Source organism: Marinomonas spartinae, from assembly GCF_016461715.1.
Taxonomy (GTDB): Bacteria; Pseudomonadota; Gammaproteobacteria; order Pseudomonadales; family Marinomonadaceae; genus Marinomonas; species Marinomonas spartinae_A.
Genome location: NZ_JAEMUI010000001.1, coordinates 373,361 through 396,207 on the forward strand (window position 1 = coordinate 373,361; position 22,847 = coordinate 396,207).

The 22,847-nt window shown below is 44.9% G+C and carries 21 protein-coding genes; 7 read left to right on the top strand and 14 right to left on the bottom strand.

All coding sequences use genetic code 11. From position 1 onward, the window contains the following. Positions 1-65 precede the first annotated feature (65 nt). The 7 genes from purB to JHD45_RS01735 form a co-directional block, all read right to left on the bottom strand. Positions 66-1,439 carry an adenylosuccinate lyase gene (gene purB / locus JHD45_RS01705; protein WP_199474444.1) on the bottom strand — a complete coding sequence of 458 codons (1,374 nt, stop codon included), beginning with the start codon at positions 1,437-1,439 and terminating at the stop codon, positions 66-68. A gap of 977 nt (positions 1,440-2,416) precedes the next feature. Next, complete coding sequence (locus tag JHD45_RS01710; protein ID WP_199474446.1) at positions 2,417-4,639, bottom strand: NADP-dependent isocitrate dehydrogenase; 2,223 nt, start codon at positions 4,637-4,639, stop codon at positions 2,417-2,419. Between the two features lie 443 nt (positions 4,640-5,082). Further along, positions 5,083-5,709 carry a high frequency lysogenization protein HflD gene (gene hflD, locus JHD45_RS01715; RefSeq protein ID WP_199474448.1) on the bottom strand — a complete coding sequence of 209 codons (627 nt, stop codon included), beginning with the start codon at positions 5,707-5,709 and terminating at the stop codon, positions 5,083-5,085. Positions 5,710-5,778: 69 nt separating this feature from the next. Beyond that, positions 5,779-6,909, bottom strand: coding sequence for a tRNA 2-thiouridine(34) synthase MnmA (gene mnmA, locus JHD45_RS01720; protein WP_199474450.1), 1,131 nt, complete (start codon positions 6,907-6,909; stop codon positions 5,779-5,781). Positions 6,910-6,973: 64 nt separating this feature from the next. Next, entirely contained in the window at positions 6,974-7,420 is a 447-nt protein-coding gene (locus JHD45_RS01725; RefSeq protein WP_325097254.1) for an NUDIX domain-containing protein, read from the bottom strand. Then, positions 7,314-8,042, bottom strand: coding sequence for a pseudouridine synthase (locus tag JHD45_RS01730; protein WP_199474454.1), 729 nt, complete (start codon positions 8,040-8,042; stop codon positions 7,314-7,316). Before JHD45_RS01730 ends, JHD45_RS01725 begins: the two co-directional genes overlap by 107 nt. Positions 8,043-8,203: 161 nt before the next feature. Then, positions 8,204-8,476, bottom strand: a complete 273-nt coding sequence (locus tag JHD45_RS01735) for a cold shock domain-containing protein (protein WP_199474460.1) — start codon at positions 8,474-8,476, stop codon at positions 8,204-8,206. 322 nt (positions 8,477-8,798) lie between these two features. Here JHD45_RS01735 and clpS point away from each other — a divergent pair, with 322 nt between their 5' ends. Together clpS and clpA are read left to right on the top strand one after the other, a co-directional pair. Beyond that, entirely contained in the window at positions 8,799-9,149 is a 351-nt protein-coding gene (gene clpS / locus JHD45_RS01740) for an ATP-dependent Clp protease adapter ClpS (RefSeq protein ID WP_199474461.1), read from the top strand. 20 nt (positions 9,150-9,169) lie between these two features. Continuing rightward, positions 9,170-11,428, top strand: a complete 2,259-nt coding sequence (gene clpA / locus JHD45_RS01745) for an ATP-dependent Clp protease ATP-binding subunit ClpA (RefSeq protein ID WP_199474462.1) — start codon at positions 9,170-9,172, stop codon at positions 11,426-11,428. A 160-nt stretch (positions 11,429-11,588) separates the two neighbouring features. Here the strand turns inward: clpA and infA are convergent, their stop codons facing one another. Both infA and aat read right to left on the bottom strand, forming a co-directional pair. Then, a complete protein-coding gene (gene infA, locus JHD45_RS01750; protein ID WP_067013924.1) occupies positions 11,589-11,807 on the bottom strand; it encodes a translation initiation factor IF-1 in 219 nt (72 codons plus the stop codon). Between the two features lie 249 nt (positions 11,808-12,056). Next, positions 12,057-12,833 carry a leucyl/phenylalanyl-tRNA--protein transferase gene (gene aat / locus JHD45_RS01755; protein ID WP_199474463.1) on the bottom strand — a complete coding sequence of 259 codons (777 nt, stop codon included), beginning with the start codon at positions 12,831-12,833 and terminating at the stop codon, positions 12,057-12,059. A 293-nt stretch (positions 12,834-13,126) separates the two neighbouring features. On the opposite strand from aat, the gene JHD45_RS01760 reads away from it, so the two are divergent. The 5 genes from JHD45_RS01760 to cobA all read left to right on the top strand — a co-directional run bounded on the left by JHD45_RS01760 (position 13,127) and on the right by cobA (position 20,477). Continuing rightward, positions 13,127-15,982, top strand: coding sequence for a DNA translocase FtsK (locus tag JHD45_RS01760; protein WP_233407500.1), 2,856 nt, complete (start codon positions 13,127-13,129; stop codon positions 15,980-15,982). Between the two features lie 30 nt (positions 15,983-16,012). Then, positions 16,013-16,648, top strand: coding sequence for an outer membrane lipoprotein chaperone LolA (gene lolA / locus JHD45_RS01765; protein ID WP_233407501.1), 636 nt, complete (start codon positions 16,013-16,015; stop codon positions 16,646-16,648). Beyond that, positions 16,648-17,991 (top strand): replication-associated recombination protein A, encoded by a 1,344-nt coding sequence (locus JHD45_RS01770; protein ID WP_199474465.1) that lies wholly within the window; start codon positions 16,648-16,650, stop codon positions 17,989-17,991. Before lolA ends, JHD45_RS01770 begins: the two co-directional genes overlap by 1 nt. 327 nt (positions 17,992-18,318) lie before the next feature. Beyond that, the gene (serS, locus tag JHD45_RS01775; protein WP_199474467.1) at positions 18,319-19,620 is read left to right on the top strand and encodes a serine--tRNA ligase; all 1,302 of its coding nucleotides are present in this window, start codon (positions 18,319-18,321) and stop codon (positions 19,618-19,620) included. Between the two features lie 113 nt (positions 19,621-19,733). Then, positions 19,734-20,477, top strand: a complete 744-nt coding sequence (cobA, locus tag JHD45_RS01780; protein ID WP_199474469.1) for a uroporphyrinogen-III C-methyltransferase — start codon at positions 19,734-19,736, stop codon at positions 20,475-20,477. A gap of 79 nt (positions 20,478-20,556) precedes the next feature. Here cobA and JHD45_RS01785 read toward each other — a convergent pair whose 3' ends face one another. From JHD45_RS01785 to JHD45_RS01805, 5 genes are all read right to left on the bottom strand, one after another. After that, complete coding sequence (locus JHD45_RS01785) at positions 20,557-20,883, bottom strand: TusE/DsrC/DsvC family sulfur relay protein (RefSeq protein ID WP_199474471.1); 327 nt, start codon at positions 20,881-20,883, stop codon at positions 20,557-20,559. A gap of 5 nt (positions 20,884-20,888) precedes the next feature. Further along, positions 20,889-21,176, bottom strand: a complete 288-nt coding sequence (locus tag JHD45_RS01790; protein WP_199474473.1) for a DsrH/TusB family sulfur metabolism protein — start codon at positions 21,174-21,176, stop codon at positions 20,889-20,891. A 2-nt stretch (positions 21,177-21,178) separates the two neighbouring features. Next, on the bottom strand, positions 21,179-21,523 hold the full coding sequence (locus tag JHD45_RS01795) for a DsrE family protein (protein ID WP_199474474.1): 345 nt from the start codon (positions 21,521-21,523) through the stop codon (positions 21,179-21,181). 4 nt (positions 21,524-21,527) lie between these two features. After that, entirely contained in the window at positions 21,528-21,920 is a 393-nt protein-coding gene (gene tusD, locus JHD45_RS01800; RefSeq protein WP_199474475.1) for a sulfurtransferase complex subunit TusD, read from the bottom strand. Positions 21,921-22,025: 105 nt separating this feature from the next. After that, a complete protein-coding gene (locus tag JHD45_RS01805) occupies positions 22,026-22,682 on the bottom strand; it encodes a Bax inhibitor-1/YccA family protein (protein ID WP_199474476.1) in 657 nt (218 codons plus the stop codon). Between the last annotated feature and the right edge of the window lie 165 nt (positions 22,683-22,847).

Sequence of the window (22,847 nt, forward strand, 5' to 3'; positions counted from 1 at the left end):
AGGCAAAAAAGAGCCGTTTTAACGACTCTTTTTAATCGGCTTACTCTTATTAATTAGAGCAGACCTTAGTTGCGAATGGCTTTTGCTTGTGCCACAGCGTTACCAATGTAGGTTGCAGGGGTAAGTGCTTTAAGCTCGTTCTTCGCTTTTTCAGGCAATTCCAGTGTATCAACAAAGGCTTCGATAGTCGCTTGGTCGATAGTACGGCCACGAGTCAGTTCTTTTAACTTCTCGTAGGGAGATTCAATACCATAGCGACGCATGACGGTTTGAATGGGTTCAGCCAATACTTCCCAAGCGGCATTCAGGTCTGCCTCAAGACGAGGCGCGTTGATTTCCAATTTGCTGATGCCTTTAAGAGTTGCCTGGTAGGCGATCAAACTGTGTGCTAAACCAACCCCTAGGTTACGCAGCACGGTTGAGTCCGTTAGGTCACGTTGCCAACGAGAAATTGGTAATTTCGCGCTAAGGTGACCCATAATGGCATTGGCAATACCCAAGTTACCTTCGGAATTTTCAAAGTCGATTGGGTTAACTTTATGGGGCATGGTGGAAGAACCAATTTCGCCAGCAATGGTTTTTTGCTTGAAGAAGCCCATGGAAATGTAACCCCATACATCACGGTCAAAATCGATCAAGATGGTGTTGAAACGGCAAATAGCATCATACAATTCTGCGATGTAATCGTGTGGTTCTATTTGTGTGGTGTAAGGATTCCAAGTCAAACCGAGCGATGTCACAAAGGCTTCAGCGTGCGCTTGCCAGTCAATATCAGGATATGCCGAAAGATGGGCGTTATAGTTACCCACCGCCCCGTTGATTTTGCCTAAAAATTCAACGTTTTCAATTTGCTTAAGTTGGCGCTTCAAACGCGCCGCCACGTTGGCCATTTCTTTACCAACGGTTGAGGGAGAGGCGGTTTGGCCATGAGTACGAGACAACATGGGCTGTTCTGCATGTTCAAGCGCTAGATCTTCAATTGCCGTGATCACCTTATTTAACTCTGGGGTAATGCCTTCTTCCAATGCTTCACGGAGCATCAGCGCGTGGGATAGGTTATTAATATCCTCAGAAGTACAAGCGAAGTGAACAAACTCAGAAATCGCCGCGAGTTCAGCATTGTCAGCCATTTTATTCTTGATAAAGTACTCAACCGCTTTGACATCGTGGTTCGTGGTTTTCTCAATGTCTTTAATCGCTTGGGCATCGGCTTCGCTAAAGTTCTCAGCGAGCTGATCTAGAAAAGCGCTTGCATCGCTGCTAAGTGCAGGTACTTCGGTGATTTGTGGGTGTTTGGCAAGAGCCTGTAGCCAGCGCACTTCCACAATAACACGCATACGTAGCAAACCGTATTCGCTTACTGAGCGACGCAATACGTTGGTTTTCGATCCGTAACGACCGTCTATGGGGGAAATCGCATTTAAGCTAGTTAATTCCATTGAGATAACGCCTCGAACATGGTTTTCAGGGAGCCGCTATTATAGGCAAAAGGGGGGCGTACTTCTATGGTAAGGGGGAATCTTTATAAGCAGACCATATGAGGAGCCTATAAGAAGTAGGCCATCTAAATCGGTTTGATAGAGCATCATGCTGTTTTTTATAAAGCGTTTAATTAAGAAGTCTGTCGTGTTCGAGTGCTGCATGAGGACATGGATGCACCACAAAAATGCTTGGGATAATGGCCGTACAACTAGTTGTTTTATGAAGGCTATTTCTTATTTAGAAGCTAGGAATAGCTGGACGGTGTGAGAACTCGAAGCATAGTAGGTAACTGTCTCTTATTTAGATAGACTAGGTGCATCGATTGTTGCAGAGTTCTAAGGATTAGATAGCATGTTTTATATAATAGTATTACTTGTAATTTTCGTCTTCGCTATTGCTATCACTATTGTGAGCAATGGTATTGATCGCTTTTTCGAGTTCCTCGATATGCCGATTGTCGCGACGGATATTATTACAGTCTTCGTCTCCTTTTTTGCGATTTATTATTGGCCTAAATTAAAAATGGGACAATACATAGATAGTCATGTAATGTCTTTTTCTTTGCCTAAATTCATTGGCTTCGTCATATTGCTTCTGTTCTTTTTCTTACTCGGTGTATTTTCTACTTATTCAGGCTTTAGTGCGCCTCTAGAACTCACAAAAAATACTAGAGGTACGGGATCACATGGTTATTCGTCAGCTGTTTTTGGTGTTGCTATTCTTTTGTACAGTACTAAGTTTCTGTACTTAGCTATCATCAAGCGCTGTAGGACAAGAAAAAAAGTTAACTGAGTTAATATTGATCTTGGTGTTTCTGTGACTATTTCGATAATACTGACAGATAAAAAAATCCCAAGTAGCCAAACTACTTGGGATTTTTAGTGTGATAAACCACACGAGACTTGCTAGTGCATTATAAGTCCGCTAAAGGGGCTTAAAGTGTTGCTAGTGCCTCGTTGAAGGTGGTGCTAGGACGCATGATTTTAGCCACTTCCTTAAGATCCATGTGGTAGTAGCCAGATAGACCAGAAGGTTTGCCTTGTACCGCGGCAAGTTCAGCAACGATTTTGTCTTCGTTATCAGCAAGTTGCTTAGCAAGTGGGGCGAATTTCGCCGCAAGGCCTGCATCTTCTGTTTGCGCTGCTAGTTCTTGAGACCAGTACAGAGCTAGGTAGAAGTGGCTACCACGGTTGTCGATTTCACCCACTTTACGAGAAGGTGATTTATTGTTATCTAGCAATTTGCCTGTTGCCGCATCGAGGCACTTAGCCAGTATTTTGGCTTTCTCGTTGTTGTGCTTGATGCCAAGTTCTTCGAAGGATACTGCAACCGCTAAGAATTCACCCAGAGAGTCCCAACGAAGGTGGTTTTCTTCCATTAGCTGTTGAACGTGCTTAGGAGCAGAACCGCCCGCACCCGTTTCGTACATGCCACCACCGTTCAACATAGGAACGATTGACAGCATTTTCGCAGATGTACCAAGCTCCATGATTGGGAACAAGTCTGTTAGGTAATCACGTAGTACGTTACCAGTGACAGAGATAGTGTCTTGACCACGGATGATGCGTTCCATAGAGAAACGAATCGCTTCGTTATAAGACATAATGCGAATATCCAAACCTTCTAGATCGTGCTCTTTTAGGTAAAGCTCCACTTTTTTGCGTAGTTGAATATCGTGAGCACGGTCTTCTTCTAACCAGAATACAGCGGGTGTGTTAGATTGACGAGCGCGAGTAACGCCAAGTTTTACCCAGTCACGGATTGGCGCATCTTTGGTTTGGCAGGCACGCCAAATATCGCCTTTCTCAACATTGTGTTGCATCAGTACGTTGCCATTGGCATCGACAACACGCATCACGCCGTCATCTTTCATTTCGAAAGTTTTGTCGTGAGAACCGTATTCTTCTGCTTTTTGTGCCATTAACCCTACGTTTGGTACGGTACCCATAGTAACAGGGTCAAACGCACCGTTTGTTTTACAGAAGTTGATAACTTCTTGATAAATACGTGCGTAAGTACTTTCAGGCATAACAGCTTTCGCATCATGTGCTTTGCCATCACGGCCCCACATTTTACCTGAGTTACGAATCATCGCAGGCATAGAGGCGTCAACGATGACGTCGCTTGGTACGTGTAGGTTGGTGATGCCTTTATCAGAATCTACCATCGCAAGTTCTGGACGAGTGTTGTAAACGTCTTGAATGGCTTGTTTGATTTCTGCTTGTTTGGCTTCAGGAAGAGATTGGATCTTGTCGTATACGCTACCTAAACCGTTTCTTGGGTTAACGCCGATTTCGTTGAAAAGTTCACCGTATTTTTCAAAGACGTCTTTATAGAAAACGGTTACCGCGTGACCAAAAACGATTGGGTGAGACACTTTCATCATGGTCGCTTTAACGTGTAAAGACCACATGATGTTGTTTTCTTTGGCATCTTGAAGGGTTTCTTCAAAGAAGGCACGAAGTTTCTTGCTGCTCATGTTCATGGCGTCTAGTACTTCACCAGCGATGAGCGGAAGAGATTTTTTCACTTCAACAGAGCCGTCTTGACCGACGAATTCTAAGCGAACGGTTTGATCCACATCTGTTGTAATAGATTGCTCAGAGGAGAAGAAATCGCCGCCGCGCATGTAGTCGGCATGAGAAGTCGATGTTTTGCTCCATTTACCCATTGAGTGTGGGTGTTTACGAGCATAACTCTTAACGGCTGCTGGTGCGCGACGGTCTGAGTTACCTTGACGCAATACAGGGTTAACCGCACTGCCTAGTACTTTCGCGTAACGAGCTTGAACTTCTTTTTCTTCGTCTGTTTGTGGGTTTTCTGGGTATTCAGGAAGGCCGTAACCTTCGGCATTCAATTCTTTTATGGTAGCGTAAAGCTGTGGCAATGAAGCGCTGATGTTAGGCAGCTTTACAATGTTTGCTTCAGGATCTGCTGTTAGGTCGCCAAGGAATTTTAGGCCATCTTCTGCTTGTTTATCCTCTGGAAGACGATCAGCAAACGCGGAAATTACGCGGCTTGCTAAAGAAATGTCAGTGAGTTTTAGTTCAATGTCTGCTTCTTTCGCGAAAGCGCCAAAGATAGGCAGTAGAGAAGCTGTCGCCAATGCCGGAGCTTCGTCCGTGAATGTATAGTAGATGGTTTGTTTCGTTGACATGTAATTTCCCCTAACGTTTTAGGCTACTAATGAGCCAATAAAATAGAAGCTGACGTAGATCGTCATAGTAAATGTGTGTGAGGCAGTGCTTTACCAGATTAAGCAAAATGCACTCTGGGACTTTTGCACGACTACTGCGCTTGCTAATACTTTGTTAAAAACAGACTCAAAATGCTCATTTATAGCGATAAACTCCGCTTTCTCGTCTGTTTTTGCCGTGTCTTAGCGTCGCTCGTGACATCGTACAACGGTCTCACTCTGTAATATTATTTTGCCCAACATACTACCTAAAAAAAAATGCCAGAGATATCGGATAAAAATATACTCATAATTGATGTGAGTTATTCTCATATCGTTTGGCAGAGGTTGGGCATGGATTTCTATAGTATCACTGTCCTGTTTATGTCACTTACAACACGCTATATAGGCACTGTCTCTTTTGGCTAGCGGGCGTCTAAGGCGTTTAATAAGGCTTTTCGCTTGAAGATTAAATGCCAACGTTTACCGCCTAATTGGCGCCATAGCATTGCGGCTCGAATGCCCGTTAGTAACGTGGCACGAACCTGATTAGAAATTGCCGGTTGCTGAAGCAGACGGCTATCACCTTGCACCTGAATACGAAAAGCCATCGTACTCAAGGTGTCCTGATAGACCCCAGATATCGCTGCCATCATGTTTTCGTGTAATACATCATCGTAATGGGCTTTTTGGCGATCCAATTGCTGAATGCCTTTACCCAATGCTGAGAGGATAGCGTCCTCTTTGGCCAATTTGCTTTCTAAATGAATCAGGCTTAGAGCGTAACGAAGCGTATCTGGATTAACACTGGCGCGTTCTTTACCAAGTGCTTGACGAGCAACGCGACGGCCTAATGCAAGGTTGCTTTTGCAATCCCATTGACCACCGTAGATGTCTTCCGTCGAGTCTGGGTTAACCACTAAAATACTGTCTATCAGTGGTTTTAAGTAATCTTTATCAAGTTTGCCCGTTTTGGCCAAGGTGGCGACGAGTTCCGCCGCTTGAAAAATCGCGGATAGGGCAATGGTTTGCTCTTTTTCTTGTTGACTCAAAATACACCGTCTCTTAAAAATGCGTCTCTAAAAAATGAATACATATCCATGACTGTTTGTCTTTGCTGATTATTGCTTATTAAATGCGACATTAATAATGCCGCCCCCTAAGCAAAGGTCGTCAACATAAAAGACGACGGATTGTCCTGGGGTAATGGCGCGCTGTGGCTCTTTAAATGAAACTTCCACTCGACCATCCGCCAATTCTTGAATGATGCAGTCTTGATCTGGCTGACGATAACGACATTTTGCCTTGCAAGTCAGTGGAAAATTTGGCTTCTCACGAGCCACCCAGTCAAAGTTGTCAGCGATCAGGTGAGTTTTAAATAGAGACTCATGTTGTCCGCCTTGGGTGACAATTAATACGTTGCGTTTTAAATCTTTTTCCACCACATACCAGGGATCATCTGGGTAATTGGATAAACCACCAATACCTAAGCCTTGGCGTTGACCAATAGTGTGGTACATTAAGCCAAAGTGCTTACCTATTTTATCGCCTTCAAGGGTTTCTATATCGCCCGGTTGGGCGGGCAAGTATTGCTCAAGAAAATCTTTAAAGCGTCGCTCACCAATAAAACAGATCCCCGTGCTGTCCTTTTTATTGTGTGTCACCAGACCAAATTCTTCTGCTAAACGTCGAACTTCCGGTTTTTCAAGCTCGCCAACAGGAAAGAGAGATTTACCGATTTCCTCTTTTCCGACCGCGTATAAAAAGTAGCTCTGATCTTTGTTGTTATCCAGTCCCTTTAAGAGAACGGGTTCGCCATCTTTTTCGCCACGGCGAACGTAATGGCCTGTGGCGATGTAATCGGCACCCAGTTCTAGGGCATATTCCAAGAAAGCTTTAAATTTGATTTCTTTATTGCACAGAATATCTGGGTTGGGGGTGCGTCCGGCTTTGTATTCCGCTAAAAAATGTTCGAACACGTTGTCCCAATATTCCGCCGCAAAGTTAGCCGTATGGAGTTTAATTCCGAGTTTGTCGCTGACGGCTTGAGCATCAGCTAGATCTTCCTTGGCGGTGCAATATTCAGTCCCATCGTCTTCGTCCCAGTTTTTCATAAACAGGCCTTCAACCTGATAACCCTGCTGCATCAGAATCAGTGCTGATACGGAGGAGTCGACACCACCAGACATCCCGACGATGACTTTTTTGTCGTGGTTGGCTGGTTGATCTGTTAGGTAGTGGCTTTCTTTCATGACCGGTTTTTTCTCATCGAACGAAGAGGCATCGCCTCAGTGAATTAGGATGGCACATTGTACTTCATTTTTGCGAGGTCGGCACAGGCGATAAGTGCTGATCAGACAAGAATGATAAGGAAATAATAGGGTTGTTTATGAAATCTTCAATGCACGTCTTAATTAATGGACTGCGATGGGGGAGCGCCATGATTTCCTCATAGGTGAGCCAATGACTAGAATCAATATCTGCATCGAGTGGTTCGTTCGTTGCACTTACTGGGTCGCAAATAATACAAAGGCGATGGTAGGTGTCTGCTCCTTCGTATGGTGTAAAAGCATACAAACCCAGTAAGCCTATTGGTTTAACGATCCAACCAGACTCCTCTTTTGTCTCGCGGATGACCGCCTCGATGACACTTTCATTATTTTCGACGTGTCCGGCGGGCTGGTTGATGACCAGTTGTCCGTCCTGCCACTCTTTTACCATGAGATATTGGTTTGCTTCTAGGTGTGGATGGCGTCTTGTCACCAGGGCGGCGACGGTTAGGTGTGGCAGTCTGCCTCTTTCTTCGTTTTTCAAAATGCTCTACCTCTTGAATAAGTTCACTGGTGGGGTCTGCAAAACGCCAAGCACCTGAATGTAGGTCCTCTAAGGTATAAGGGCCTATGGCATAGCGAATCAAGCGTAGTGTAGGGAAGCCGACAGCAGCGGTCATACGGCGTACTTGACGGTTTTTTCCTTCACGGATTTGTAGTGCTATCCAGCTCGTCGGAATCGCTTCTCGATAACGAACTGGCGGGGTTCTTGGCCAAAGATCTGGTGTGGCTAAACGTGAGGCCTGAGCGGGTTTGGTTAAACCGTCTTTTAGTTCGACACCTTGACGAAGTTGTTCGAGTGCATGGTCTGTTATCTCGCCTTCTACTTGAACCCAATAGGTTTTTGGCCATTTAAAGTCGGGTGAGGCGACGATGTGCTGAATTGCTCCTTGATTCGTTAACAGCATCAATCCTTCTGAGTCGTAATCCAGACGACCAGCAGCATAAAAGCCTGGCTCATCGATATACGCAGCCAATGTGGTTTTATCATCGTCAGTGGAGAATTGACTGAGTACTCGAAAGGGTTTGTTAAAGGCTATAAGGGAAGAACTCATGGGGTGATTACAATCTTCAGGTGAATGACGGTTGTCAAGTAAAGGGCAGGTTAAATGGACACTAAAAAGCCTACCTGTATACATTGACTATAACAGGTAAGATATCAAAAAAAGCGCACTATGGCGACGTAATACGCCGCCTTGGCTCAAAGGGGTGGCTGTTAAGCGGTTTGTTTTTGCTGAGCAATCTCTCCTTTCTCTTCTTTTTGGGGAGCATCTGATTGGCTGGTTGTTAGTGGGGTGATGTCAATGGCATGAAGGCCACGCTTACCAGGCTCAACCTGAAAGGTTACGGTCTGTCCGGCTTTTAACGTTTTATAGCCTTCTACCTTGATGGCAGAATAGTGAATAAATAAATCTTCATTAAATTCTTCACAAACGATAAAACCATAGCCTTTGGCATTGTTGAACCACTTAACGGATCCACTGTGCATGAGTCACTCCTTATTTACTCTAGTTACCATAAATGGCTAATAATTCGCAGCGCTTTGAATTATCACGTAAAGTGTTTATTAAAGGGCTGCATAACGTATTTAAAGCATGTAATGACTTACTTAATAGGTTCAAAATGTTAAGTTGTTTTCGTGCTATGATTTTAATCATAAACATTGGTTGCACATTTTAACCCTTTCATTATTGAGGATAGAAGCCCTTTTGGAATTTGTAAAATCCAAGTGGTAATGTGTGTACGTATAAGCTTGTAATGCACCTTTTTATGGTGAATTATGTGAAAAATTGTAGCCTCAGAGGCATGGGATGATTGTAAATCAACAAATTAGACTAATATCAGAAGATGAGGATCAGTTTGGGCATTCTAATATAGCCCTTGCGCCAGACGAAACGGAGTTGAAGCCACCATCCATGTACCAAGTGGTGTTATTCAATGATGATTTCACACCGATGGATTTTGTGGTATTTGTTCTTCAACGCTTTTTTTCGATGGATGGGGAAAAAGCCAATCGGGTGATGTTGGAGGTTCACCAAAAAGGGAAAGGGGTTTGCGGTATTTATCCATTTGATATTGCAGAAACCAAAGTGGCAATGGTACAACAGTTCGTAGAGCAAAATGAGCACCCCTTAATGTGTGACTTAGAAAAAGTCGACTGACTCAGAGTGAGGGAATAGCAATGTTAGATAAAGAGCTAGAACAGACCCTAAATAATGCCTTCAAAGCGGCGCGTGACAAGCGCCATGAATTCATGACGGTAGAGCATTTGTTGCTGGCATTGATCAGTAACGGTGCGGCATCGACCGTCCTAACTGCCTGTGGCGTTGCCTTAGAAACGCTCAGTAAGGAGCTTGAGGAGTTTGTCGATAGTACTACACCGCTGATTCCTGATGATGACACAGAGCGCGAAGTTCAACCCACCTTAGGCTTTCAGCGCGTGCTGCAACGTGCGGTTTTTCATGTACAGTCTTCTGGTAAACGTGAAGTCACGGGTGCCAATGTGTTGGTCGCTATTTTTAGTGAACAAGAAAGCCAAGCCGTTTATTTATTAAAACGCCATGGTGTGGCTCGCATTGACGTGGTTAATTATGTGGCACACGGCATCTCGAAATTAGGTAATGCATCCTCTCAAGGGATGGAGCAAGAAGAGGAAGAAGGCGAAGAAGGATCAGCAGCACCATTGCAAAAATTTGCCACCAACCTAAACGAAGAAGCTAAAGCGGGCAAAATCGATAAATTGATTGGTCGTGAATACGAAGTTGAGCGGGTGATTCAAACCCTGTCTCGTCGTCGTAAAAACAACCCATTGCTCGTCGGTGAATCCGGTGTGGGTAAGACCGCCATTGCCGAAGGGTTGGCTAAGCGCATAGTCGATGGTCAAGTGCCAGATGTGATTGCCGATGGCGTGGTTTACTCTTTAGATCTGGGGGCTTTGCTTGCCGGTACTAAATACCGTGGTGATTTTGAAAAGCGCCTTAAACATCTTTTGGGTGAACTGAAAAAACAACCCAATGCCATTTTATTTATCGACGAAATTCATACCATAATTGGTGCTGGCGCCGCTTCTGGCGGGGTGATGGATGCTTCTAACTTGTTGAAACCTGTGTTGAGTTCGGGTGGATTACGTTGCATCGGATCAACCACGTTCCAAGAGTTCCGTGGTGTGTTTGAAAAAGACCACGCTTTGGCTCGTCGTTTCCAGAAAATTGATGTGAATGAGCCAAGTGTTGATGATACTTATCAAATTCTCAAAGGTATCATTGGGGCGTTTGAAGAGCATCATAAAATCAAATATGAAGAGCCTGCGTTACTGGCTGCTGCAGAATTGGCTCAGCGTTATGTGACCGATCGTCATATGCCAGACAAAGCCATTGATGTGGTGGATGAAGCGGGTGCTTATCAACGTTTGCAACCGGAAGATAAGCGTAAGAGCATCATCACTGTATCCGATATTGAAGACATCGTTTCTAAGATTGCTCGAGTCCCTGTTAGAGCAGTTAACTCTGATGATCGTCAGGTCCTGTCTAACTTGGAGCGCAACCTGAAAATGGTAGTGTTTGGGCAAGATGCTGCGATTGACTCACTGTCTTCTGCGATTAAATTGTCTCGTGCTGGTTTGAAGGCAGAGCAAAAACCAATAGGTTCTTTCTTAATGGCAGGGCCAACGGGTGTGGGTAAAACTGAGGTAACCAAACAGCTTGCTAAACAATTGGGGCTTGAGTTAATTCGCTTTGATATGTCTGAGTACATGGAACGTCATGCGGTGTCTCGTTTGATTGGTGCGCCACCAGGTTATGTCGGTTTTGACCAAGGTGGGCTGTTGACAGAAGCGGTTACTAAGAATCCACACAGTGTGGTATTGCTGGATGAGATTGAAAAAGCCCATCCGGAAGTCTTTAATTTGCTATTGCAGGTCATGGATCACGGGACACTCACGGATAACAACGGCCGTAAAGCCGATTTCCGGAACGTGATTTTGGTGATGACCTCAAATGCTGGGGCAGAAGAGTTAGCAAAACGCTCGATTGGTTTCTCTAGTCAAGATAACTCAACCGATGGCTTAGAGATTATCAACCGTACCTTTACTCCAGAATTTAGAAACCGTTTGGATGCCGTCATTCAGTTCAAACAATTGGATGAGCGAATTATCTTTAGCGTCGTGGATAAATTCCTAGTGGAATTGCAGGCTCAATTGGATCCTAAAGGCGTATTACTGGAAGTTTCCGATACCGCTCGAGGCTGGTTAGCGAGCAAAGGTTATGACCGTCAGATGGGGGCTCGCCCAATGGCTCGCGTTATTCAAGAGCACCTAAAGAAACCACTGGCCGATCACATTCTATTTGGTGATTTGCATGAGGGGGGGAATGTGAAGGTGACATTGGATGAAAAACGAGATGAGCTTAAATTTGATGTCGTCAAAGAAGCTGTTGTGCATTAACGTTGCTTTGACTAACTAATGAGTTTTTCTATTTGATAGTGCATAACTGTGGATAGAGAATAGAAAGGCAAGTCATAAAAAAACCGGACTCAGTCCGGTTTTTTTATGTTTCTATTGCAATACACCAATGTTTGGTCTCAAGCATTGGGTGGGCAATGAATTAACGAGAACGGTAAACGATACGGCCTTTAGAAAGATCGTATGGTGTCAATTCTACTTTTACTTTATCGCCAGTTAAAATACGGATGTAGTTTTTGCGCATTTTTCCAGAGATATGAGCAATTACAACGTGTCCATTTTCTAGTTCGACACGGAACATGGTATTAGGCAACGTATCAATGATCGTGCCCTCCATTTCTAAGCCTTCTTCTTTTGCCACAATATGTGTCCTATGGTATTAACTAAATTTATTAGTAGACGCGCGAACCAAACCGATGGGTTAATTCGCAGACGGCAAGGAGAGTTGGAGTCTCTTCTTCAACCGATTTATCGCTAAACGACTAAAACCGGACCTTTAGTTGAAAGTCTCTTTACTAAGTCTAACGATGTCTGAATTTTGATCGAGGCATATTTTGCCTAAAAAGTCGGCGTAAGGCAAACTTAGATGCTATTTAGGTGAAGGTTATTTTCAGAAATTGGGCGTTTTGATGCCAAAAATGGCCTGATTATTCAATAAATGGTTTTTTTCTGGCGAGGGGATCAATGCTTCTAGCGTGTCAACAAACTTTGCTCTCGTCATGAGTTTGGCGCCCAGTGTCAACAAGTGATCCGACTCAACCTGACAATCTATTAGTTCAATTTGATACTCTTCAGAGCGGTAGCAAAATTCTCTGAGTGCAAGTTTTGATGCATTAGGATAGAGTGAAAACATAGACTCGCCAAAAAACATGTTGCCCATCGCGACGCCATAAAATCCGCCAACCAGTTTGCCATTAATTCGAGATTCGAAGGAATGAGCAAAGCCTAGCTTGTGTAAATTCTTATAAGCGTTTTTAATGTCGTCAGAAATCCAAGTGCCTTCTTTTTGGGCGCGTAATTCTGCACAGTGGTGGATGACGCTGTCGAAGTCATGATTAAGGCTAAATGACCAATTGTCTCTGTTAGCCGCTTTTCTCAAGGATCTGGATGCGTGAAAATCACCAGGGATGAGTGTACAGCGCTCTTTTGGGTGCCACCATAAAATTGGATCTGGGTCACTGTACCAAGGAAAAAAGCCTTTACTATATAGATGGATCAAACGCTCTGAGGAGAGATCTCCGCCAACGGCGCAAAGGCCTTCTGGGTCGTCTAGTGCATTGTGAGGATTGGGAGTATCAAGAACATCGTCACTCAGTATTATTAATTCCTGTTGAGTGTTTTCAGAGGAATCGTTTGGTTTTTGATCTGTTTGATGATGCTGAGGCATACGGTTTGCGTCCTTTAATGTTTATTTGGAAGCGTGGCTTTAAGACGGTTAACGGATTTAGTTGCGTGTTACTCAAAGGCCCTTAAAAAACAATCTATTATAGAGTCATTGTGTTTTAAAGTGATAGTTAGTCTGTTGTGTTTCTACGACAAGCAAGAAGTTTGTAAAAGTAAAAGCTCAATTCTTTGGTGACGCTTTTTTATGTTAAGCTTGGCGTATTATTGCTCCGCTCTGGAGCCCTTATTTTACCTAATTTATTTTTATCTAACTTATAGTAACAGGATGGATGTGTTTTGGCTGAAGAAGTGAGTGAGTCTGGACGATCACCCGTTTGGAATGTGTTTGCCAAACAGGCGGTGTTCATTGCTGCTTTGTTGTTTTTGCTTTTCTTTGGTTTGGCAACGTACACATACAGTCCAGATGACCCCGGCTGGTTTTATTCTGGTAGCGGCGGGCCGATACATAATTCGATGGGACCAATTGGTGCGCTTATTGCTGATTTGTTCTCCAGCTTTTTTGGCTCTTTGTTTTATTCATTGCCACCCTTATTTTTGTGGGTGGTGATCATTTTATGGCGTAACCCGCATAAATTGCTGGCGATCAATAATGCGTTGTTGTGCACGATCGGTTCTATTCTGTATTTGTCTTTTGGCTCGATGCTTTGTTATCTACATACCGTGGGCAATACCTCTTTGCAGTATGGTACAGGAGGAATATTAGGGCGTGGGCTGGGGAAGCTGTTATATCGCTTTATTGGCTACGATGGGGCAACGCTGGTCGGGCTTGCTTTAGTTATTTTGGCGTTTACTCTGTTAACCCAAGTACATTGGATGGCGGTAATCGATGGCTTAGGGGCAAGAGTGTATAACCTGATTGTCAGACTAAATGATTATCGTCTCGCTAGAAAAGCGGCCAAAGTAGAAAGACTCGCTCAAGAAGCACTGTTAGCGCCAGATGAAGCAGAGGTGAAAGCTTCCACCCCAAGTACTTCCAAAGGGAAGAAAACGACGCTGGATGTGCTTGATGATGAATTAGATGAGCCCGCTATTCTGCGCAAGCGAAGATTGGTCCATGAAAGCAAGGCAAAAGCAGGCGCTGAAGAGTCTTATGCGTCTCCCGTTGAAGCGGTTGAGGATGAGGAATCCACGGGTAAGAAGCGATTTTCGTTGGCTAGGTTATTCTCTCGCTCTAAATCTGCAAAAACAAAAGAAGAACATGACATATCCCACGAAGAGCCTGTTTTTGATGGTCTTGATGATCTATCGTGGGAAGATGCTGATGTGCCCGTTGGCGACACCTTGTACATAGAAGAGGAAGAGTCGCTAGCGTTGCACAACGCCGAGCAGAAGAAACGGGCGGATGAGGCAAAATATTCTCGAAATGGTCAGGCTAATAGCAATAATTTGATGTTAGATGAGGAAATGGAAGAGCCGCTTGATTTTACGTCTGCACCTAAAGCCAGCCCAAGTGCCTCGGCAGCAATGATTCCAGAGACAACATCCAGTGTGGCGTCAGTAACAAAAGCGCCTGCGCCACAGACAAGTAACCACGAGATAGACAGTGCAGGATCGACACATCGTCCTGCGTTTCGCACTTTATCTGAAGCTAAGCAGTTAGACAGCATTAATGGGCCTTATTCGGAAGAAGAGTCGTCACGTTCTCAGCCAACCTACTCTTTGCCAGATCGTTCCGTATTAGCGAAGCCCAGACCTAAACAGGGCGGCTACACGGAAGATGAACTTGTCGGCTTGTCAGAGTTGTTAGAGCGTCGTCTGCAAGACTTTGGCGTTAAAGCTGAGGTAGTCGAAGTTAACCCTGGCCCTGTGATTACGCGATTTGAAATACAGCCAGCTCCTGGGGTAAAAGTCTCACGGATTACTAACCTAGCTAAAGATTTAGCCCGCTCTATGAGCGTGATGAGTGTGCGGGTGGTTGAGGTCATTGCGGGTAAGTCGACCATAGGCATCGAGATTCCTAATCAAGTACGCGATACCGTGTATTTTTCTGAAGTGATTAATTGCGAGATGTACGATAAAGCCACCTCGCCTTTAACCTTGTCCCTTGGTCATGATATTTCTGGTGAGCCAGTGGTGGTGGATCTAGCAAAAATGCCTCATGTGCTGGTGGCAGGGACAACCGGTTCGGGTAAATCTGTTGGGGTGAACGCGATGATCCTCAGTATGCTGCTGAAGTCCACGCCGGACGAAGTACGTATGATCATGGTTGACCCCAAAATGTTGGAATTATCGATTTATGAAGGGATTCCCCATCTGCTGACCCCTGTTATCACGGATATGAAAGATGCCGCCAACGGCTTACGCTGGTCAGTTGATGAAATGGAACGCCGCTATAAGTTGATGTCGAAATTGGGCGTGCGTAATATCGCAGGCTATAACAAGAAAGTGCGTGAAGCCATTGAGGCGGGTCAGCCGCTGGAAGATCCGCTATGGCAGCCTGAGATGGCGATGTTCTCAGAAGATGGCGTGGCGAGAACGGTGCCGCATTTGGAGCCATTGCCTTACATTGTCATCATCGTTGATGAGTTTGCCGACATGATGATGATTGTGGGTAAAAAAGTAGAAGAGCTGATTGCGCGTATCGCTCAAAAAGCACGGGCGGCAGGTATTCATCTGATTTTGGCGACTCAGCGTCCTTCTGTAGATGTAATCACCGGATTGATCAAGGCGAACATTCCGACACGAATGGCGTTCCAAGTGTCATCAAAAATTGACTCTAGAACCATTCTGGATCAAGGTGGGGCGGATCAACTGCTGGGGATGGGGGATATGCTCTACCTCCCCGCTGGCTTGCCTACTCCAATTCGTGTGCATGGTGCATTTGTATCTGACGAAGAAGTTCACGCCGTAGTGGAGGAGTGGAAAGAGCGAGGGGAGCCTGACTACATTAATGATGTGGTCGTTAATCCAGAAGACTTGATGAGTGGTGAGGATACAGAAGACAAAGATGCCCTTTACGATGAGGCGGTGAAAATTGTCATTGAGACACGTAAAGCCTCCATTTCCTCCATCCAGCGGCGCTTAAAAATCGGTTACAATCGGGCAGCAAATCTTGTAGAAGCTATGGAAGCCGCCGGATTAGTGGGGCCAATGGGTACCAATGGACAACGTGATATTTTGATTCCTGAGTAACAACGCAGGAAAAATTTCCAGGAGAGTATTTTGATTTATAGAGTGATGCTAATAGTGGCGATGGTGCTAACAGGGTTCAGTAATCTTGCTTTTGCCGCCACAGATAATGACAGTGCAACGGCGCAATTGAGCCAGCTTTTGGAACATAACCGCGATATAAAAGGGGCGTTTCATCAAGAAACGTACGATGGATCGGGCAAACAAGTCCAAGAAAGTGATGGTGTGTTTATACTTGCCAAGCCAAGTCGCTTTCTATGGAACAGTGTCGCACCTTACCCTCAGCGCATCATCTCGAATGGTAAAACGGTGATGATCTGGGATGTGGATTTACAGCAAGCCACCAAAAAACCATTGTCTGGTGAGGTCGGGCGTTCTCCTGCTGCGTTGTTGGGGATGCCAGCAGCGAAAATTTTGCCAAATTACAAGGTGACTAAACTCGATGCTAACCGTTTTCGTTTAGAGCCAAAAAACCAAGATGACAACATGTTTAAACAGCTCACCTTGTCGTTTAAAGATGGCAAAATTTCTGATATGAGTATTTTGGATGGCTTGGGGCAGACGACCATTATTCACTTTAAAGACGTGGAATTTCATACCGGTGAGCCTGCGAAGACATTTTCTTTAGCCGTTCCTGATGACGTGGACGTGATTCAAGAAGGGCAATAATGGAAGACCTCTTTGCCGATCAACAGGCGGGGTCTTATCAGCCTTTAGCCGCTCGAATGCGCCCCAGACAATTGAGCGATTATATCGGTCAATCTCATCTTGTGGGTGAGGGGCGCCCGTTGCGTCGTATGGTGGAAACAGGGCATTGCCATTCTTTCATTTTGTGGGGACCGCCAGGCGTTGGTAAAACCACGTTTGCTCAGTTATTGTCCCATGCGTTAGAGGCTCAGTTTATTGAGTTGTCGGCGGTGATGTCCGGCGTGAAAGATATTCGAGCCGCAGTAGATCAAGCGAAGCAAATGCGGATGATGCGTGACGTGCAAACGGTGCTGTTTGTTGATGAAGTGCATCGCTTTAATAAATCCCAGCAAGATGCCTTTTTACCATACATCGAAGATGGCACTTTCTTGTTTATTGGCGCCACAACGGAAAACCCTGCATTTGAGTTAAACTCAGCGCTCTTATCGCGCGCCCGAGTCTATCGACTGAAAACCCCCTCCGTTGAAGATATTAAAGCGGTTTTACAGCGAGCTTTAGCAGATTCAGAAAGAGGGGTTGCACAAGCTGGCTTGCAACTGAGCGATAATGACTTGTCGATTCTGGCGCAAGCGGCGGACGGTGATATTCGTCGTGGGTTGAATTTTCTGGAAATATTGTCGGATTTTGTTGGGCCTGGTGTGCCAGTCACCCATGAACATCTTGAGGATGTGTTAGGGGGCAGTGTGCGGCGCTTTGATCGTGGCGGTGATGCCTTTTATGATCAAATATCGGCGTTTCACAAGTCTGTTCGTGGTTCGTCACCAGATGGCGCATTATATTGGATGGCGCGAATGCTGGATGGTGGCTGCGATCCTTTGTATATTGCACGTCGTCTATTGGCCATTGCCTCTGAAGATATCGGTAATGCCGACCCTAGAGCCTTGCAAATTGGTTTGAATGCTTGGGATGTCTTTGAGCGTGTTGGCCCCGGAGAGGGCAATCGAGCGATTGCTCAAGCCGCTGTATATATGGCGTGCGCACCTAAAAGTAATGCTGTGTATAAAGCGTTTAACCAAGCCATGTCGGATGTTTCATCACAACCAAGTTATGAGGTGCCTGTTCACCTGCGTAATGCCCCAACGTCTCTAGCAAAAAGTATGGGGCATGGAGAGACCTACCGTTATGCTCATAATGAAGAACATGCTTATGCGGCAGGTGAAAACTATCTTCCAGAGGAAGTTGCCCAGGTGCGGTATTATTACCCGACAGAACGTGGCCTTGAAAAGAAAATTGGGGATAAATTAGAATGGCTGTCGGATTTGGATGCGAGCAGTTTAGTGAAGCGTTACCCAGAAGATCATTAAAGTAGAGACTTGGGTAATACGCGGTTTTAGACCCAATAACCACTTTTTTTTACCTTTTCTTTAGAAATTGTCTCCTTGATCAATATGGACGCTTGGCTTAGTGCCGTAAGCTATTTATTATTGACCTGCTTGCTTTAAGGATTGCCGCTGATGCAGGGGGATCTTTTTAGTGCATTGCTTTTGAATAAAGAGTTTTTGAATAAAGAGTTTTTAAATAGAACGTTTTTAAGCGGGTTGAGATTGATCCCGTTATTTCGCTGATTGGGTTTCAATCAGATTTTCGATCGTTATTGTTGATCATTTTTGTTAGAGGACGTAGTTGCACAGATGTTAGATATTAAAGCGCTTCGCGCTGATCCAGAAGCCATTGCGGCACAGCTTAAGAAAAAAGGGTATGAGCTGGATGTCGCTCATTTTTCTTCTTTAGAAGAGCGCCGTAAATCGATTCAGGTTGAAACAGAGCAACTGCAACAGTCCCGTAATTCCGTGTCTAAAGAAATCGGCCAAGCGATGAAAGCGGGCGATAAAGACAAAGCGGCAGAGTTAAAAGCACAGACAGCCAGTTTAGGTGATGATCTTGAAAGTGCGAAGGCACAGTTAAATCAAATTCAGGAAGAACTGGAGAGTCTGTTAGAGGGAATTCCCAATATTCCCCATGAGTCGGTTCCTGAAGGCACCTCTGAAGACGATAACGTTGAGATTCGCCGTTGGGGAGAGCCGAAAGCGTTCGATTTTCAGCCTAAAGATCATGTGGATCTAGGGGCCGCTTTAGAGCAATTAGATCTTGAAACTGCCGTTAAAATCACGGGTTCCCGTTTTGTGGTTCTGTATCGCGAACTAGCGCGTCTTCATCGTGCCTTAACGCAGTTTATGATCAATACTCATGCGGACCTTCACGGCTATTCAGAAGTGTATGTGCCTTACTTGGTCAATGCTCACTCTTTAAAGGGAACGGGGCAGCTGCCTAAGTTTGAAGAAGATTTGTTCAAAGTGCCTGTGGATAAAGACAGTGGAAACAATGATTTATACTTGATTCCAACTGCCGAAGTGCCAGTCACTAACCTAGTACGTGATGAGATCCTCAACGATGTGGATCTGCATAAAAAGTTTGTTGCTCATACACCGTGCTTCCGGAGCGAAGCGGGCAGTTATGGTCGTGACACACGTGGTATGATTCGCCAGCACCAATTTGAGAAAGTTGAATTGGTGCACATCTGCCGTCCTGATCGCTCCGAGGCAGCACTTGAAGAGCTGGTTGGTCATGCAGAGGTGATTCTACAGAAGTTAGAGCTTCCTTATCGTACCGTTGTTTTATGTGGTGGCGATTTAGGCTTCTCTGCCCATAAAACCTATGACATAGAAGTATGGTTGCCGGGTCAAGATAAGTACCGAGAGATCTCTTCTTGCTCAAACATGTGGGATTTCCAAGCACGTCGTATGCAGGCTCGCTGGCGTAACCCTGAAACAGGCCGTCCTGAATTGGTTCATACCTTAAATGGATCCGCTTTGGCCGTGGGTCGTACTTTGGTTGCGGTACTTGAAAACTATCAAAATGAAGATGGTTCTGTGCGTGTTCCTGATGTGCTGGTGCCTTATATGGGCGGTAAAACAGTGATTGGTAAAGCATAAGCTTGATTTGCCAATATCGTACTCAGTGATCATGTATTGAGTGACATTGAAGTGATAATTCAAAAGCCTCTTTCTAAGGAGGCTTTTTTGTAAATGATAGCAAGAGAAGAAATATGGCTGGTAAAGTCTATCTAGTCGGTGCAGGTCCAGGGGATCCCGATTTATTAACCATCAAGGCACATCGTCTGATTACTACTGCTGAAGTGGTGCTCTACGACCGCTTAGTGGGGGCGGATATCGTTGCGTTGATCCCAGACAGTGCTGAAAAAATGTATGTGGGTAAAGCGAAATCCTTGCATAGCCTCCCTCAAGAAGAGATCAATAGCCTATTAGCGAAAAAGGCCAAAGAGGGTAAGGTGGTGGTTCGTCTTAAAGGCGGTGATCCTTTTATTTTCGGGCGTGGTGGCGAAGAGCTAGAAGAACTTGTAGAAGAGGGAGTGCCGTTTGAAGTGGTGCCCGGTGTGACAGCGGCAGCGGGTTGTGCGGCGTATGCGGGGATTCCACTTACTCATCGAGACTACGCTCAATCAGTGCGCTTTTTAACGGGGCATCTAAAAGACGGTACAACGGAGCTACCTTGGGATGAATTGGTTCATCCTGCGCAAACCTTGGTCATTTATATGGGGCTAACAGGGCTTGAAGAAATCAGCCAATCGTTGATTCGATTTGGTATGAAGCCTTCTATGCCGGTTGCGGTTGTTGAAAAAGGCACCACGTCAGAGCAACGGGTGTTTACTTCGATCATTCGCAATATCCACCAAGTGGTAACCGATAATGGTGTGAAATCGCCAGCTTTGTTGATTATTGGAGAGGTGGTGACATTGCAAAGCAAGCTTGAGTGGCATGGAAAGTATTGATTAAGCAGACTTTTTAAAAAGCCGTTTAACAAAGAAGAAAAAGGCGTAAATAGCGCCTTTTTCTTCTTGTTTTCTTGTTTTATAGACAGTTTGCTGGTTTGGGTAAACCTGCAATTTTAGCGGCTAGCTTGGGTGGGCTGCCAGGAAATAGCTTCATCAAATAGATGCTCTTGCCTTTTTCTGGGCCAAGCTCTTTTGTGACGGCTTTCACTAAGGGACGCATGGCAGGAGAGACCTCAAATTGTTGATAAAAGTGTCGTAATAAATGGATGATCTCCCAATGCTCCGAAGACAGTGTTAGGTCTTCTTTGGCGGCGAGTGCTTCGGCCAGTTCGGGAGTCCAGTCGTCTAAATTAAGTAAATAGCCTTCTTCATCTAAGGCAAGATGATCAGAGTGATGTGTCATGTCTTTTACCAGCTAATGTTTGAATCAGCGCACAGTGTTATGTCCACCCATTGAGTATCGTCCAGAGCATTGCCAATATCGGGTGTGAGGCCATAAGCCTGAGCATCTGCTTGCAGATAATAAAGCGAGATACCTTGCTTTTCTATCAGTGACGTTAGCATTTTTTTCTGGTGGATGGTTCGCAAGATAGCTTCTTCGATGAGTACCAAGGCGTCGCCTTTTTGCAAACTATGTTGCCAAGTTTCTTCGATGGTTTCAGAGTAAGTGTGCTGGTTAAGCTGATGCAGTTGCATGATTAAAACCTGAATACATGTTCATATTTGGAAAATAACGAGTGCCATTCTTCTTTGTTGAGTGCTTGAGTGTTTGGCCAAATCTCAGTTTTGTTGGTGAGTTTGTTATTTTCAATGAATACATTGTTGATGTCGTAGAATTCTAGGCCATCAAGTAGCTTATGGAGCTGTTTACCATGCTCGCTACTTGGATCCTGATTGACAAACAATAGTGCTGTGGCGGCATCGGAAAGGCAAATATCGACCTGTTGCTCAAAGGTGCCTAGAACAAGAGCGAGATCTAACCCTTCCTTACAGGCGAGTCCTGTATAAGGTGAGGTGGTTAGGTGAATAAGTGTTTTTTTCATTGGATTACCGAAACTGAATCACTTTGTGGGTAGTGTTGATGAGCTCAACAAGTCTGCCAAGACCCTCTAGCTGAAAGCCATCCGCTAGAGAGCTTTCAGTCAGCTCATAACGCTGGCTCTCTTTCTCATCAATAATGCCACGACGCACAGAAGCCGCTATACAGAGCGAAAGGGGTAGTTGGTGTTCTTTTGCGAGGCTTTGCCATGCTGCCGTTAAATTCAGCTCATCTCGGGGAGGTTGTGTCAGTTTATTGCCAATAAGCACGGCATCTTGATAGAAGAAAACACCTTCTAGAACATGATCTGAGCTACTCAGTGCGGCTTTTAAAAACCGTAATGCGCTGTGGCAAGCCTTGCTTTGATAAGGGGAGCCAGTAATGAGGAGTGCATAACGCATGGTTTCGACCTTGGGTATAATGTACTAGAATTTTGTTGCACAAGTTTAACAATAAAAAAGGCCGCGTGCAGCGGCCTTTTCTAAGGTGTTTCACTAGCAAATTAATTAGTCATCATTTGCCATGCCAAGCAGTGATAGAACACTCAAGAACATGTTATACAAAGAGACGTAAAGGTTAACAGTTGCAATGATGTAGTTTGTTTCACCGCCACGGATGATTTCACTTGTCTGCAACAAGATCACAGCAGCAGAGAACAGGGCAAAGCCAGCTGAAATAAAGATCTGCAGTGCTGGCATATGGATGAAAAAGCCAGCGATCATCGCGAATAACAAGACAAAGAAACCAACGGTCAAGAAACCGCCGAGGAAGCTAAAGTCTTTTTTCGATACAATAGCGTAGCCAGACAAGCCTAGAAAAGACAGGCCCGTGATGCCTAAGGCGCTCATGATTAAGCTTGCACCGTTTGCCATACTTAGATAGGCATTCAGAATAGGCCCCAGTGTGATCCCCATAAAGCCAGTTAAGGCGAATACACACAAAAGACCAGCGGGGCTGTTCTTGAATTTATAGGTTAAGAAAAGCAAGCCATAGAAGCCTACTAACGTGATAATAATGCCAGGATGCGGAAGGTTAAAAGCCAAGCTCATTCCCGCAGTAAAGGCGCTGAACAGTAAGGTTAACGATAGCAAACCATAAGTGTTGCGGAGCGTCTTATTGGCCGATTTTGACGAGTGTGTCGAAAGGGCATCTGTGTAACGCATGAGTGGTACTCCTTCAAAGTTAATATACCTTACGACTCAATATGAGGCTGTTAGTTCCAAATTTCAAGTGAGGTTTTGTAGTGCATTCGTTAACACACACAAAAACACCGAGAGGTGTCTCGGTGTTTTGGGATGTCTTATTTTTAATCAGCGTGTTCTTTAACA